This window comes from Massiliimicrobium timonense (assembly GCF_042850985.1).
Classification (GTDB): Bacteria; Bacillota_I; Bacilli_A; order Erysipelotrichales; family Coprobacillaceae; genus Allocoprobacillus.
This window is the reverse complement of the sequence record NZ_AP031415.1, coordinates 1,067,502-1,081,211: the sequence shown is the minus strand read 5'-3', so window position 1 is coordinate 1,081,211 and position 13,710 is coordinate 1,067,502. Positions and strand designations below refer to the sequence as shown.

The window sequence follows — 13,710 nt, the reverse complement described above, 5'->3', positions numbered from 1 at the left end:
TAAAAAGCACTCCATATATTCTTCTCTTGGCATGATCACATCAATAGAAACATTTGAATTTCGAGCATAATCTTCCAATAACAATTACAGATTTTCTTTTGATTTCATATAATCTTCAATAATTTGTTGATGACTGACACCTAGACAAAGCAAAAGTAAAGCAGATACCACACCTGTACGATCTTTTCCTGCTGAGCAAAAATAAAAAACGCCTAAAGAAGCATGACATATTTGATAAATAATATTGATCATTGTAGAATCAACCATAGACATATAAGAAGTACTCACTTCTTCTGGGGTACTAGGAATCGTATTGGCTCCTGTTATAGGTGTGTGATATAACATAAACCTTGAATCTCCTTCAAAAGCACTTGGCAACATAGAACATTCTTTTTCACTACGCAAATCAAAAATGGTATAGATATTTTGATGAATAAGCCACTGTTTTTCATCTTCTGTCATTTTCATGGGAACATCACTTCTTATCAATGGTATATCATGTGATAATAGATAACGTGTATTATACGTATTCTGTAATAAAGATGTCATAAAACAATTCTCCTTTGTCTAGTGAAGTCTTTCATAGTTTTTATATTACTTTTATCTTAACATATATCAAAACAAAATAAAAACATGAAACAAAGTGTACTCATCAAGAATTATATGGTAGAACTAGTCTGTCATAACTTAATTATTAAAAACATAATAATTAACTATTTTTCAAATAATGCTTGACTGTATTCTTAGCATATAGTGTAAGATATAGCTAAGAAAGGAAGAAAAAACATGAAAACACATGAAGTTGAAGATATGCTTGGTGTCACAAAACAGGCACTCATTTATTATGAAAAAGAAGGACTTATCCTCCCACAACGTTTAAATAATCGTTATCGTGATTATACACAGAAAGACATTGATATTTTAAAACTCATTTTATTATTACGTTCTATGGAAATCTCTATTGATGAAATCAAACTGATTTTAAATGATCAATTATCTATAAGAGAGGCTTTACAGCAAAAACAAGATTTTATTCATGATTCACAAAAAAAGTTGGAAGAACTTAATCAAAGAATTCATGATTATATCAAAAGAAGGGAAGTCAAGATATCCTTTTATAAGCAAGATATTGACCAATGGAAAGGCTATGATACACTCTATTGCAATGATGGATATATCCAATATAATGAAATTCTTATTGAATTATCAGACATCAAAGAAATTCAAATTTCTATGTATAGTACCAATGGCATTCTCCATGCAGGTGCTGGTGCATTTGGGATGGCTGGTATGTATTTTCAATATTTTATTGATTTAGATATTCTTACAACAAAAGACACCTATTCATTTTCTATTCTTAATAATAATCTGGTTTGTGATATGTTTGATTATTTTATGAACAACCATATTCTTATCAATGATCCCCTTCACTTAGTGACACTTTATCATGAGAAAAGAGATCCTGTTGTGTTAAATAATTATATCAATCTTCATTTTAAAGATTGGGCAAAACAATATCATCTTGATAATCCACGCAAATCATTTTTAAGCTATTGTCAAAAAAGTGAACCAAAGAAAAAAGATTCACTTGGTTGGAATCTTATTCAAAAACTTTTCAAAAAATAATATGGAATTATTCATTATTTAACCCCCACTTTGAATAAACCGAATAATTTCTTCTTCTGTATCAAATGCATCATAATCACCAACATGTTGATTTTTATAGTGATATTGGATTCCTTTATCACTATTTTCTTTTAATTTTCTTGCAAGTTCATCTTCCCCATATTGTTGGATATAGTAACAGAATGTTCTAATTCTTAGCTTATGTAAAAGACTATCTTCACATGGAAAATCAGGGCATTTAAAACAATATTGATAATTTTGAGTTGTACAACATTGATAATTCTTACATGTTTCCTTTTCTGGACACCCACCTTGTTGACAGCCCACGCACTCCTGATTATCTTGACAGTAATCACAAGCTAAACCACAATATCCAAATCCTTTAGTCGTCATGGAATACTACCTCCTTCAAATCATTAACTCACATTTTATCTTAGATTATTTAAACGACATATTCTTGTTATGGAACTGACTTCATTATATAATAATGTAGCCTATAATACATTATTGTATTTTTATAAAGGAGAATCAATATGGAAAATATTATTTTTGTCATCATTAGTGTTCATCTAATCTATTTTATCTTTTGGTTTTTCACAAATAAAATCAAAAATTCACATCTTCAAATAGTAAGAGAATGGGATAATGGATATGAATTTTATGAAACATTAAATCCAATTGATAAAGAAAAATATTGGAAAGAAGATACAAAAAATTTAAACTATTTCTTTTGTGTTCTTCTCTTTTTCATGGAAATTATGTTTTATGGCCTTTATATAAATTGGACTTTTTTATGGATTTTATCATTGATTATAGGTTTGATAATATCTTCTATTGTTTATATAGTATTGGATAAGAAATTAAAGAAAAAATATATCATAAAATAAAAAAAGCAGGTTTCCCTGCAAACGATATAAAGAAAAAAAGTCGATGACTCGACTCACTTTTGAATGGCAGGGGTGGCAGGAATCGAACCCGCGTCCACGGTTTTGGAGACCGATGCTCTACCATTGAACCACACCCCTATTTGGTGACCTGTACGGGATTCGAACCCGTGAATGCATGCGTGAAAGGCATGTGAGTTAACCGTTTCTCCAACAGGCCAATTGTTACTGCTTGGTTATAATAACACATAAAATATAGAAAAGCAATAGAAAAAAGAAAGAAATAGTGATATTATAGATAAGTATTGGAGGAAATAAAATGTTTGGTTTTAAAAAGAAAGAAATAATTAAAAGTTTAGATATTAATGAAGGTTATCGTCGTTATTTAAAACATCCTGAACAAATCACAATTATATGTTTAGATGAGATTAAAGATTATGATGATTTACATATTGCTGATGCTCAATGTTTTCCATTTCGTTTATTAGATAAGTTTAAAGAAACTTATCCTGATCAGAACATGAAATATTATTTTTATGCTGTCAATAAAGTTTTTAGTGAAAAAGCATGTAGAAAACTTATGAAACAAGGTTATGATGTTTATGATTTAGGTTCTTTTATGAATTATAGGGAAAAAACAGAAGGACTTTTATCATCAAGAAAAAATAGAAGAAGAAAAAAATAAATAGGATTGATCATCTTTTCTTAGCAAAGATGATTTTTTTATTTTCTATCTTTATATATGTTATAATGATGAAAAGGAGATATAGATTTATGAACTATTGTGAAAATTGTTATCATCTAACCAATCAAGAAAGATGTCCTTATTGCCACTCAGCAGCCTTAAGAGAAGTTCATGATGATGATTATTGTTTTTTGATTACTCAATCAGCTATCTGGTGTGAAGCAATTAAAGAAACACTGGAACAACATCATATTGTTTATGAATGTATTCAAGAGATGGGAAGTGGCTTATCATTAAAAGTAGGACCATATCTTGAAAACTATCATTTTTATGTCCCTTATCATCAATACGCACAGGCACAAGAATTAATGAAACGCTTTGAGGATAGTCAATAATGCAAATAAGCAACAAAGATATTCTTATTCGCAGGGCAACTCAACACGATGCCACACTTTTAACAACTTGGTGGAATGATGGAAAAATCATGGCACATGCTGGTTTTCCTCATGGTATTCACACTTCTGTTGAAGAAGTTATACAACAATTAATAACTGATAATAAAAAAAGACTCATCATTGAATATCAACATCAACCCATTGGTGAAATGTGCTATTTTTCTCATGGTTCTCATTGTGTAGAAATTGGTATTAAAATTTGTGTTTTGAATCTACAAAATCACGGTTTAGGAAAACAAGCTTTAAAACTTCTTATATCATATTTATTTTCTAAAGGATATAAACGTATCATTTTAAGCACTGATCTTTCTAACAAACGTGCCCAACATGTTTATGAAACACTCGGTTTTCAAATTTATGATATTCAACATGACTATTGGCAAGATCCACAAGGACAGATGCATTCAGCCATCTTTTATGAACTCTTTCCATCCACATTCATTTCTACAAAAAAGCTGTAACGATATATGAATTCGTTCAGCTTTTTTCTATGATTTTCTAAGCATTCTTTGACTATTCTATTTGTTCAAAAGTATTATGTTAAAAACTATTTTTTTATCAGTTATTTATATTCAAGATAACCAAAGCTCTTACACATCACTAATTCATATTTATACTTTACGTTTTCGTTAAAATCTGCCTTCTAATCATTTTATATTTTCATTATAAAATTGCAAATTCTCTCATATTAAAAAACAGAAAAATAAAATTTGCCATAGTTGCAATTTATTTCTGTTTTTCTTTTTATTAGTATTTTGTTTTTTTATATCGTTCCAATGTTTTTGGCTCTTTAGGCTGTCCATAAACAATATTACATGCACTGTTAACACCTACTATTGCAAGAAATGTTAATATGAGTGCAAAGAACTCTAAAATGACTTTTTTCATATTATATATCATATGTTTTCACCTCGTAATCATTGTAACATTATGTAAATAATACTTTAATAGTATAAAAATAATATGCATCAAAAACGTATAAAATACACTTTTTCTTAAACAAATATCATATATAAGAACATATTTCATCAATAATGTTAAGTGATATACATTTTTAACATTTTTTGTAAATTACAAAACATTTAAAGATAAATATACTAATTTATATACATATAAATTAAGGAGAGTAATTTCATGAACAATATTAATAACGGTCTAAAACAAGCAAGACTCAATAAGAACTTATCAATTACAGAACTAGCTACATTAATACACAAAGATTCTACAACAATTTCTATGTGGGAAAGTGGTCTACGAACTATTGATCCACCATCTTTATTAAGATTATCCAACATTTTAGAATGTACAACTGAAATGATTCTTTTTGGAGAATCAAGAGAAGAATTGAGATTAGACAAATTAACATTGGAACAACAAAAAGCAGTTTATAATCTTGCTATGTTATTAAAAAAATATAATGAGGAGAACGATTAATGGATTTTGCAGATAAAATAAAATTAATAAAAACAGAATTTTTAAATATGAATTCAGCCAACTTAGCGAAAAAACTCAATATTAGTAGGACAAGTTTATATAATTGGGAAATAGGCATTTCAAAGGCATCGATAGAAAATATAAAAACAATGTCAATTATCACTGGATTTTCTACAGATTGTTTGCTAAAAGATGATTATCATTTAACACTTTCCTTATTTGGAATAGATGATCAAGCATATAAAATATTGCACAACCTTATTAAATATTTTGAAGAAAAAAATTTGGAGAAATAAAATGAAAAATAAAATTTATAATTATCTAGTAAATAACAATATTAATATAGAACAGGATGTTTTTGAATATGGATTTGCACTTTTTCATTCATATTTTATTTATCTATTAATTATCATTCCAATTTCAACATTTTTTAATACATTTATTGAATCAATCATATTTATTATTTTTTATATCCCTCTTAGAAAAAATATAGGAGGTTTTCATTTAAAAAATCCATACCACTGCATCATATTATCAATTATTGTAACTCTACTTGCTCCTCTTGTAAGTAGATATATACCAATTAATATTTACTTTAGTGTACTTATCATAGTTATAAATTTTATACTATTTTTTGTTTTCGTGCCAGTAGATTGTGAAGAAAAACGTCTATCAAACAGTGAGAAAAACTTTTATAAACGTTTATCTTTAATAATCCTAGTAATATATTCATTTTTCCTATTACTTTTCTATGTAACTAATATGCAATTATTATTTCAGTTAATTTGTTTTATTGAATTAATATCAGCATTAAGTATCTGCTTATCAGGTTTTAAAAAATTTTTCATACACATATATAATGAGTGATTCTTTTGAATTTTTGGATAGATTGTTTTAAAATAGAAATAAGATTTGGGGAGGGAAATTCATGAAAATACTTATTTATGATGATAATATTGATGATGTTAAGCAATTAGAAAATTGTATAAAAAATTTTTTTAGTAAATTAAGTGAAGAATATACAATCACATATTGTCAAACACAAGATGAATTATTTTCATTAATTAATAATTATAATTTATTATTCTTAGATATCGAACTATCTAATGAAAATGGAATTGATATTGGCCTAAAAATTACAAAAATGAAAACGGACTGCATGATAATTATCACAACACATTACATGAAATATGCTATTGATGGATATAAGATTAATGCTGAAAGGTATTTTATCAAACCCATTGACCAATCTGAGTTCGATATAGAAATGACTTATATTATTCATAAATATCATAGTGACCTTTTAGGATTTAATGATATAAAATTATCGAAAAATAAAATTTACTTTAAAAACATTTTATATTTTGAATTTTATGACAGAAAAACAATTATTCATTTTACTAATGGAAAAAACATTCAAACTAATTATCCATTAAAACACTGGATTCAAATCACTCAAAACGCTGCTTTTTCTCAGCCACATAAATCATTTTTAGTTAACCTTAACTATATAAGTGCTTTAACAAAAAATGATATCGTCATGTTAAATGATGATATCATTCCCTTATCTAGACATTTTAAAGCTGATTTTTTTGAAAAATATGAAGATAATTTACATGAGGTAATTTAGTTATGAATATCATGATAGCTAACTTTTTTAATCTTATTTCTTTACATTATATTTGTAATACACTTTTAGAAAGTAAAGATTTCAAAAAAAATATAGATAAATTTATTTTCTTAACAGTATTTGCAATAATTTGTTATATTAATATAAATGGTGCATCACAACAAAAATCATTAATCATTTTTATCCTCTATCTAATATATATATTACTACAGTTTAAAACAAACTTGTTTAATATGCTATGTGCAATTATTCCTTTCTATACATTTAGTTTATTATCAGAACTAATTATAAGTGTTATTTTGAACTACTTTTTTGGAACTAATCATTTTACAAGTCCTAATTCTTTAATTTACAATTTCGGATTGATAATTTCAGTAATATTATTGTTATTGTTTTCTTATTTGTTTGTTAAGTTTATTAAATATTTGCAATTAAATTCTTTTCCTGTTTATTGTATATTTATTTTTATTTTTCCATTGATTACAATATTTATTCTTGCAACTTTAAATGGATATTATGAACTTATAGACAACACAGGAACAATGTTATTAATATTTGGATGTATACTCTTATCTAACTTCTCAATTTTAACAATATTCTTTTTATCTATGAAAGCAAGTAAAATATCTTCTGATTTAAAAGTATCCCTATATAGAGAAAATAATATCAAAACAAAATATGAACTTTTAAAAAATCATTACAGCACTAATTTTGATTTCTTGCATGATTTAATTCACAAGTGTACTAAAATACAAAATTATCTTGATAATAATGATATGGAAAAATTAAAAAAAGAATTAAATCTGTTAATTGATAACACATTTAAGAGATTTAATTTTATATACACAAATTCACTTGCTTTAAATTATACTGTAAATGCTAAAATGGAAGAATTACAAGAAAATAGAATTAATTTTATAAGCACAATAAAATACAATGATTTTTCATTTATTGATATAGAATTACAGGTAGAATTATTTTCCAAGCTACTTGATTATGGAATTATGTTAAGTCAATCTGTACCTCCTAAAGAACGAAATGTTATTATTAAATCTCAAAAAATTGGAAATCAAATTATTATTTCTTGTCTAATAAAATCTAGTGGCATGAAATTAGCAGATAACCAAAAAAATCTAAAATTGGATTTACAAAACATTTTGTATAATATTCAAAATTGTAATATATCTGTAAAAGTCACAAAAAATAATTGTATGAGCATTATTATATGTTTTTTAGACGTTGCTAAATAATAATATTTTTAGATACTCTATTCCCTCTTGTACAAAGAAACTGCATTTCATACAACTGATATTGAATATTTTCTTATAAAATTATATCATATATACAAGAAATATATTTCATTAAAAACTTTAGTTAACTAAAAATCATAGAAAGGAAAACATTATAATAGATATCTACATAATAAGGAAATTGAATATGTAAAAAAAAATTAAATATTTTATAATCGCTTCTTGTATGATTATACCATTATCATCAACATTAACTCATGTATCTGCAACTTCTACAGAAGTTGTTCAACCTAGAGCTGCACTTTGTAGTTGCGAAGGCGTCTTCAGACCATCTGGAACTAAATATTCAGCATGGCGTTATACAGGAGATACAAGAAGATGTACTCATCAAGTATACGGCTTGGATCATGAACAAAAAAGAACAGTAACGCAGTACCAAACATGTGAAAGATGTTCTGCCTCTTATGACACTACAAAAACTGAATATCGATGGGAATGCAGAGGTTATGATAAGCCATAAAAATAATTAACAAATATAAGAATCTTTTATAAAATAGATAAAAGTTATATAATATTATTGTGATTAGTGCTATAACTACACGTATTATATAACTTTTTTAATAGATTTGAAAATATTAAAAACAGGTGGTGAAATCAATGAAACTATCACATATTCATAAAGTATATCATAATAAAAACAATGATATTCATGCCTTAAAAGATATCAACTTAACAATTGCTAATCATGGTTTAACTTATATCATAGGACCTAGTGGGTGTGGCAAAACAACATTATTGAATATCATATCTGGTAAAGATAAGGATTTTGATGGACAAGTCGAAAATAGTGGTCTTGTAGAATGTGTAGAACAAAATATTCATTTAATAGAAAATATGAGTGTCTTGGATAATTTGTTATTGGTTATCAATGATCAAAATAAAATCATGGAAATGTTGGAACATTTTGAATTAAATGATTTTATACATTCCAAAGTGAAAAAGTTATCTGTAGGTCAGAAAAAAAGAATTCAAATCATACGTTCACTATTAGTTGATTGTGATTATCTTATTTGTGATGAGCCTACATCAGCACTGGACTATGAAAACAGTCATCTTGTGATGGATTTATTACAAGAAATTTCACACAAGAAAAGTGTTATTATAGTCACTCATGAATTAGCTTTGATAGATGAATATGTAGGGCATGTTATTCGTATGGGAAAAGGTGTCATTGAAGAATATCAAGAAATCCAAGATGAGCCTATTACCATGAAAAAGAAGATTTCTTTACATCATATCAAAGAACATTTTTCACTTATTATCAAAATCATTCAAACAAGATATGCGACTTTACTTGTTAAAATATTATTTACTTTTTTTATAGGATGTTTTATTTTTGTAGGTATATCCTTATTCCCCTCTCTTGATCAGATGATTCAGCAAAATGGAAAATGGCAAACACGTGATAATCTCATTATCACTCAAAGCCGTGATCATCAGATGTCTTCAAAAACTGGAGATTTATATGATGACCAAGATATTCAAATTGTTAGAGATAATGTCAATGGCGTTATTGGTTATCAGTTTGGCTGGCAGGCTGCACAAGTGAGTTTTAATTCTGTATTTTATCCAGAAATGTATATTGATGATATCAAAGAAGCCTTATCAACAATGAAACCAGAAGATCAAAATAAAGATTTTTATCAAACATGTTTATCTATATTAGAAAATGATGTCAAATCATATGAAAAGGAAAGTGGTCAATCTTTCCCTAAAGATATCCCTTTATACTTGGATTATCGAAATGTAGAAACGTTTCAAGATGGAGAAGATTCTTCTGTTCTTGATTCGGTGAATTTTTCTGATTATTCATTTGATGTGCAATATTATCAACTCTTTAAAGATTGTCAAATCAATTTATTAGCTGGAAGAATGATGGAAAATAATCAAGAGGTTGTGATTTCACAAAATCTTGCCTTAGAACTTTATAAAGCTAAACATTTAGAAAGCATGGAACAGCTGATTGGTATGAATGAAGTTTTACAATTAAATAAAGGACTATCTGAAGAACTTCAAATTGTAGGTATTGCTTATGCCCAAAATCAAGATGATTATATGATTTTTTTACAGGAAGGAACAATGGAAAACTTATTAAGTCATCATCATATAACCAATAAAGATAAAGTGAAATATCTTTATATATCTTTTATTAGTGATGTTCAAGAAGATGAAACAACTATTGCTCAAAATATTAATCAAGTATTAAACAGTCAAAAAAGTGAATTTGTTGTTTATACAGATTCTATTTTAGTTGATGATTCATCTGTTGAAAATCATCAATCTCTATATTTCTATTGGCTTATTGGTGGTGGATTCATTGTCTTGATAGCTATTTATATCTTAATATTATTCTTTGATAGAAAACGTTATCGAAAAGAAACTGCTATTTATCAACATTATGGTTATCAGCCATTGATTCTTTATGATGTCATCATTGCATTAAGTTTACTTATTGTTTTTATATTACAAACAATCTTTTCTACAACTCTTTATCATTTCTTTAATACCATTGCAGTTCAATTAGGTTATCCGTTAGTATCATCATCACCCCTTGTATCTTATCTCCTGACTTTCTTGATCACAGCTATTATCATTATTTTTATAGAAGGGATGAATGCTTATGCAACTCGCACTTCAAAACATTGATAAATCATTTGGAAATCATATTGTTTTTCAAAATCTTTCTTTTGATTTTTCCAATTGTGGATTTTATCTTTTATGTGGGAAAAGTGGAAGTGGAAAATCAACCTTATTAAATATTTCAGCTGGATATGAAGATATCGAGAGTGGTCAAAGAATTGTAGATGCATCTATTCATATCACGAGTATTTTTCAGACCTATGAACTGATTGACGAACTGACAGTATATGAAAACTTAAAAATGATAGAAGATATCTATCATGAAGATGTGTCTATGGATACGATTATGTCACAACTTGGTTTGCAGGAAATTCAAGATCATTACCCTCATGAACTTTCTGCAGGACAACAACAAAGAGTTGGTATAGCAAGAGCCCTCATGCAAAAACCACAAGTTATTATCTGTGATGAACCAACGGAATCATTAGATATAGAAAATAAAAAAATCGTTTTAGATTTACTCAAAAAACTATCAGCAACCTGTGTCGTGATTGTGGCTTCTCATGAACAACAACTGATGTTACCTTATTGTGATTATTGTTATGAAATCAAAGACCATCAACTGCATTGTCTTTTATCATCACCAACCAATAAACTTCCAATACCGCCTCAACTACAATATCATCAAAAATCTATTCATCATTATTTTCATCAAATATTTCATAAAAAGATGATGATCATGTCATTGATACTCACATGTCTAGTTTTAATAGAAATGGTATGTGTGCAAATTGATCATTCTTTATTCATGTTAGAACATGGTAAAGATGCTCTTAATTATCAAAGTCTTTATATTACAGATTATCGATCTTCTTTACAAGATATAGATGATTACCATCGCTTGATTCCTTTTCAACCTATAGAAATCAATCATCAACTCAAAAAAGTTAATATTTATCCTTGTCCAGATTCTTCTAGAATACATGATAATGAAATCATTATCAATAAACAACTAGCTGATGCCCTGCAACAACAAGTGGGTTCAACCATTGAATTATCTTATCAACTACAAGAAGAAAGCTATCCTCTCACATTTATTATTAAAGAAATCATTGAAGAAAAAGATGTTCATCAAATGCAAATATATTATTCGTATGATTATTTAATCAATACATTAAAAAACACACCTTATTCTTTAAAATATCCTACTCAATATGATTTATTAACAGATGAAACTTTATCTTATGAAATCATCATTGATGGTGATATTGAACAGGCATATGAACAATATGCAAGTCAAAGCACTCTTTCAGTTTATCATAGTGTCCTTACAGATTGGCTTATCCAACAAAAAGATAATCATTTCTATCATCATATCTTTATTATTGTGGAAATTCTGATTGCCTTTTTGATCTTATGCTTCTTATTTTATGATGTTTTTAAAAACATGAAAAAGAATCAAAAAAATTTATCTATTATGTATTCATTAGGGATTCCTTTATCTTTATTAAAGCATATGTATTTGATTAAACAAGTCAAAATATTATTCATATTTTTCATGATTCCTGTTTTAGAATGCCTTTTGGCTTCGCTCTTTGGTATTGATTTTTCTTTCATCATGATATTATTGATATTAAGTATTATGATTATATATATACTTGTTCTCAAACTTAGACTCCATGCTTTAAAAGTTACACATATATCATCTATATTGAAAATATCTCAAGATGAATCATAATATAAAAACTATCCTGATTGAAATTACATTTTCAAAAAGGATAGTTTTTTACATACTTAACGACACATTAATTTAATAATTTCCTTATCTGTTTCCTTCATTCCATCACGTGATAATTCTCCGATATTACGAATCGTATTTTCGACACCTTTTAAAACAAGTCCTTCGCCATCTTTAAACTCACAGCCATTTTTATACATATAGTATCCTAATATTCCTGCATCCACACTGGCAGCAATCTTTCCAGCACAAGATGGTTTAGCTCCATCACAGATGATTCCTGATACAATCGCTAAACCATTAACCATTGTATGACAGATGGCTTCATAATCACCACCAAGTAAATAGGCAATACCACATCCAGCCCCAATACCAGCACTCACAGCACCACAATAGGCAGATAGTCTTCCAATCCCAGTTTTTTGATGAATTGTACATAAATTGGATACAATCAATGCACGATAAAGTTCTTCTTGGCTTTTATGATATTCTTTGGCATAGACAATGACTGGTAAAGATGCAGTCATCCCTTGATTCCCACTTCCTGAATTGATAATAACTGGCATTTCACAGCCACTCATTCTGGCATCACTACCAGCCGCAGCATAAGCTTTTGCTTTAAATTTGACATCATTACCATATGTTTTCAGTATTGTTTGTCCAACACAGGCACCCCAGTGATGATTTAATCCTTCTGTTGCTATTGCAAAATTATAATCAATCTGTCTTTGTAAAAGGTCTTTGACTTGATCGAGTTCAACATTATTCGCAAATTCATAAATATCATGAATATTTAATAAACTGCGATCTGTTAATGATTGGTCTGTTGAAGCAACAACTCCCATTTCAAAAACAACATCATGATCTCTTTCAATAAAAACAATATTGGTATGAAAACCAGCAATGCGTACTTTTGCCTGATGTTCTTTTCCAATCAGTTCTACACATATATCTAAAGCACATTCACTCTCTAATGGTGAAATATCTATAGGAATATGTTGTAACCATTCTTGCATTTCTTGTTTTTGTTGTTCACTAACTTCAGCAATCACCTCTAAGACTTTTTCTGTTTTTCCGGCAACAATCCCTGCTGCAATACTTGACGCAATTCCTTTAAGTCCTCCCGTATTAGGAACAACAACACTTTTAACATTCTTAATAATATTTCCACTGACTTGCACATGAGCTTTGATGATTTCATCATTTAAAACATCACGACATTTACTGGCACAATAAGCTAATGCAATGGGTTCAGTACATCCCATTGCAGGAACTAATTCTTCCTTTAAAATTTGAATATAATGTTGATAATTCTTTGCTTCCATAATCTTCTCTCCCATTCTTTTCTATTCTACCATTATTTCCAAA

16 protein-coding genes and 2 tRNA genes are annotated in these 13,710 nt (G+C 27.7%); 12 read left to right on the top strand and 6 right to left on the bottom strand.

What is annotated here, in order from left to right:
• Nucleotides 1-84: 84 nt before the first annotated feature.
• Nucleotides 85-549 (bottom strand): tyrosine-protein phosphatase, encoded by a 465-nt coding sequence (locus ACGHJ8_RS05595; RefSeq protein ID WP_390542170.1) that lies wholly within the window; start codon nucleotides 547-549, stop codon nucleotides 85-87.
• 237 nt (nucleotides 550-786) lie between these two features.
• Here ACGHJ8_RS05595 and ACGHJ8_RS05590 point away from each other — a divergent pair, with 237 nt between their 5' ends.
• Nucleotides 787-1,626: a MerR family transcriptional regulator gene (locus ACGHJ8_RS05590; protein ID WP_390542168.1), complete on the top strand. Its 840-nt coding sequence runs from the start codon at nucleotides 787-789 to the stop codon at nucleotides 1,624-1,626.
• 18 nt (nucleotides 1,627-1,644) lie between these two features.
• Here the strand turns inward: ACGHJ8_RS05590 and ACGHJ8_RS05585 are convergent, their stop codons facing one another.
• On the bottom strand, nucleotides 1,645-2,019 hold the full coding sequence (locus ACGHJ8_RS05585) for a DUF3795 domain-containing protein (RefSeq protein WP_390542166.1): 375 nt from the start codon (nucleotides 2,017-2,019) through the stop codon (nucleotides 1,645-1,647).
• Between the two features lie 140 nt (nucleotides 2,020-2,159).
• Between ACGHJ8_RS05585 and ACGHJ8_RS05580 the strand changes: the two genes are divergently transcribed.
• Complete coding sequence (locus tag ACGHJ8_RS05580; protein ID WP_390542164.1) at nucleotides 2,160-2,513, top strand: hypothetical protein; 354 nt, start codon at nucleotides 2,160-2,162, stop codon at nucleotides 2,511-2,513.
• Nucleotides 2,514-2,577: 64 nt separating this feature from the next.
• Here ACGHJ8_RS05580 and ACGHJ8_RS05575 read toward each other — a convergent pair.
• A tRNA-Trp gene (locus ACGHJ8_RS05575) sits at nucleotides 2,578-2,651 on the bottom strand.
• Between the two features lie 3 nt (nucleotides 2,652-2,654).
• Nucleotides 2,655-2,730 (bottom strand) — tRNA-Glu (locus ACGHJ8_RS05570).
• A 99-nt stretch (nucleotides 2,731-2,829) separates the two neighbouring features.
• On the opposite strand from ACGHJ8_RS05570, the gene ACGHJ8_RS05565 reads away from it, so the two are divergent.
• The 3 genes from ACGHJ8_RS05565 (at nucleotide 2,830) to ACGHJ8_RS05555 (ending at nucleotide 4,111) form a co-directional block, all read left to right on the top strand.
• Nucleotides 2,830-3,195: a hypothetical protein gene (locus ACGHJ8_RS05565; protein WP_087358200.1), complete on the top strand. Its 366-nt coding sequence runs from the start codon at nucleotides 2,830-2,832 to the stop codon at nucleotides 3,193-3,195.
• 89 nt (nucleotides 3,196-3,284) lie between these two features.
• Complete coding sequence (locus ACGHJ8_RS05560; RefSeq protein ID WP_087358201.1) at nucleotides 3,285-3,590, top strand: hypothetical protein; 306 nt, start codon at nucleotides 3,285-3,287, stop codon at nucleotides 3,588-3,590.
• Nucleotides 3,590-4,111, top strand: coding sequence for a GNAT family N-acetyltransferase (locus ACGHJ8_RS05555; protein WP_205088952.1), 522 nt, complete (start codon nucleotides 3,590-3,592; stop codon nucleotides 4,109-4,111). Before ACGHJ8_RS05560 ends, ACGHJ8_RS05555 begins: the two co-directional genes overlap by 1 nt.
• 286 nt (nucleotides 4,112-4,397) lie before the next feature.
• Here ACGHJ8_RS05555 and ACGHJ8_RS05550 read toward each other — a convergent pair whose 3' ends face one another.
• Nucleotides 4,398-4,550 (bottom strand): cyclic lactone autoinducer peptide, encoded by a 153-nt coding sequence (locus ACGHJ8_RS05550; RefSeq protein WP_390542161.1) that lies wholly within the window; start codon nucleotides 4,548-4,550, stop codon nucleotides 4,398-4,400.
• A gap of 234 nt (nucleotides 4,551-4,784) precedes the next feature.
• Between ACGHJ8_RS05550 and ACGHJ8_RS05545 the strand changes: the two genes are divergently transcribed.
• The 7 genes from ACGHJ8_RS05545 to ACGHJ8_RS05515 all read left to right on the top strand — a co-directional run bounded on the left by ACGHJ8_RS05545 (nucleotide 4,785) and on the right by ACGHJ8_RS05515 (nucleotide 12,342).
• Complete coding sequence (locus ACGHJ8_RS05545) at nucleotides 4,785-5,084, top strand: helix-turn-helix domain-containing protein (protein WP_390542159.1); 300 nt, start codon at nucleotides 4,785-4,787, stop codon at nucleotides 5,082-5,084.
• A complete protein-coding gene (locus ACGHJ8_RS05540) occupies nucleotides 5,084-5,380 on the top strand; it encodes a helix-turn-helix domain-containing protein (protein WP_390542157.1) in 297 nt (98 codons plus the stop codon). The genes ACGHJ8_RS05545 and ACGHJ8_RS05540 overlap by 1 nt, the downstream gene beginning before the upstream one ends.
• Nucleotides 5,313-5,951, top strand: coding sequence for an accessory gene regulator B family protein (locus tag ACGHJ8_RS05535; RefSeq protein ID WP_390542155.1), 639 nt, complete (start codon nucleotides 5,313-5,315; stop codon nucleotides 5,949-5,951). Before ACGHJ8_RS05540 ends, ACGHJ8_RS05535 begins: the two co-directional genes overlap by 68 nt.
• A gap of 61 nt (nucleotides 5,952-6,012) precedes the next feature.
• Entirely contained in the window at nucleotides 6,013-6,714 is a 702-nt protein-coding gene (locus tag ACGHJ8_RS05530; RefSeq protein WP_390542153.1) for a LytR/AlgR family response regulator transcription factor, read from the top strand.
• A 2-nt stretch (nucleotides 6,715-6,716) separates the two neighbouring features.
• Nucleotides 6,717-7,964: a hypothetical protein gene (locus ACGHJ8_RS05525; protein ID WP_390542151.1), complete on the top strand. Its 1,248-nt coding sequence runs from the start codon at nucleotides 6,717-6,719 to the stop codon at nucleotides 7,962-7,964.
• Between the two features lie 657 nt (nucleotides 7,965-8,621).
• On the top strand, nucleotides 8,622-10,670 hold the full coding sequence (locus ACGHJ8_RS05520) for an ABC transporter ATP-binding protein (RefSeq protein ID WP_390542149.1): 2,049 nt from the start codon (nucleotides 8,622-8,624) through the stop codon (nucleotides 10,668-10,670).
• A complete protein-coding gene (locus ACGHJ8_RS05515) occupies nucleotides 10,645-12,342 on the top strand; it encodes an ATP-binding cassette domain-containing protein (protein ID WP_162607652.1) in 1,698 nt (565 codons plus the stop codon). Before ACGHJ8_RS05520 ends, ACGHJ8_RS05515 begins: the two co-directional genes overlap by 26 nt.
• 56 nt (nucleotides 12,343-12,398) lie before the next feature.
• Here ACGHJ8_RS05515 and ACGHJ8_RS05510 read toward each other — a convergent pair whose 3' ends face one another.
• A complete protein-coding gene (locus ACGHJ8_RS05510) occupies nucleotides 12,399-13,667 on the bottom strand; it encodes a serine dehydratase subunit alpha family protein (RefSeq protein ID WP_205088956.1) in 1,269 nt (422 codons plus the stop codon).
• Nucleotides 13,668-13,710: the final 43 nt, after the last annotated feature.

Excerpts from the sequence above, each read along its gene's own strand:
- ACGHJ8_RS05595 (WP_390542170.1), bottom strand. The coding sequence starts at position 549 with ATGACATCTTTATTACAGAATACGTATAATACACGTTATCTATTATCA.
- ACGHJ8_RS05590 (WP_390542168.1), top strand. The coding sequence starts at position 787 with ATGAAAACACATGAAGTTGAAGATATGCTTGGTGTCACAAAACAGGCA.
- ACGHJ8_RS05585 (WP_390542166.1), bottom strand. The coding sequence starts at position 2,019 with ATGACGACTAAAGGATTTGGATATTGTGGTTTAGCTTGTGATTACTGT.
- ACGHJ8_RS05580 (WP_390542164.1), top strand. The coding sequence starts at position 2,160 with ATGGAAAATATTATTTTTGTCATCATTAGTGTTCATCTAATCTATTTT.
- ACGHJ8_RS05565 (WP_087358200.1), top strand. The coding sequence starts at position 2,830 with ATGTTTGGTTTTAAAAAGAAAGAAATAATTAAAAGTTTAGATATTAAT.
- ACGHJ8_RS05560 (WP_087358201.1), top strand. The coding sequence starts at position 3,285 with ATGAACTATTGTGAAAATTGTTATCATCTAACCAATCAAGAAAGATGT.
- ACGHJ8_RS05555 (WP_205088952.1), top strand. The coding sequence starts at position 3,590 with ATGCAAATAAGCAACAAAGATATTCTTATTCGCAGGGCAACTCAACAC.
- ACGHJ8_RS05550 (WP_390542161.1), bottom strand. The coding sequence starts at position 4,550 with ATGATATATAATATGAAAAAAGTCATTTTAGAGTTCTTTGCACTCATA.
- ACGHJ8_RS05545 (WP_390542159.1), top strand. The coding sequence starts at position 4,785 with ATGAACAATATTAATAACGGTCTAAAACAAGCAAGACTCAATAAGAAC.
- ACGHJ8_RS05540 (WP_390542157.1), top strand. The coding sequence starts at position 5,084 with ATGGATTTTGCAGATAAAATAAAATTAATAAAAACAGAATTTTTAAAT.
- ACGHJ8_RS05535 (WP_390542155.1), top strand. The coding sequence starts at position 5,313 with ATGATCAAGCATATAAAATATTGCACAACCTTATTAAATATTTTGAAG.
- ACGHJ8_RS05530 (WP_390542153.1), top strand. The coding sequence starts at position 6,013 with ATGAAAATACTTATTTATGATGATAATATTGATGATGTTAAGCAATTA.
- ACGHJ8_RS05525 (WP_390542151.1), top strand. The coding sequence starts at position 6,717 with ATGAATATCATGATAGCTAACTTTTTTAATCTTATTTCTTTACATTAT.
- ACGHJ8_RS05520 (WP_390542149.1), top strand. The coding sequence starts at position 8,622 with ATGAAACTATCACATATTCATAAAGTATATCATAATAAAAACAATGAT.
- ACGHJ8_RS05515 (WP_162607652.1), top strand. The coding sequence starts at position 10,645 with ATGCAACTCGCACTTCAAAACATTGATAAATCATTTGGAAATCATATT.
- ACGHJ8_RS05510 (WP_205088956.1), bottom strand. The coding sequence starts at position 13,667 with ATGGAAGCAAAGAATTATCAACATTATATTCAAATTTTAAAGGAAGAA.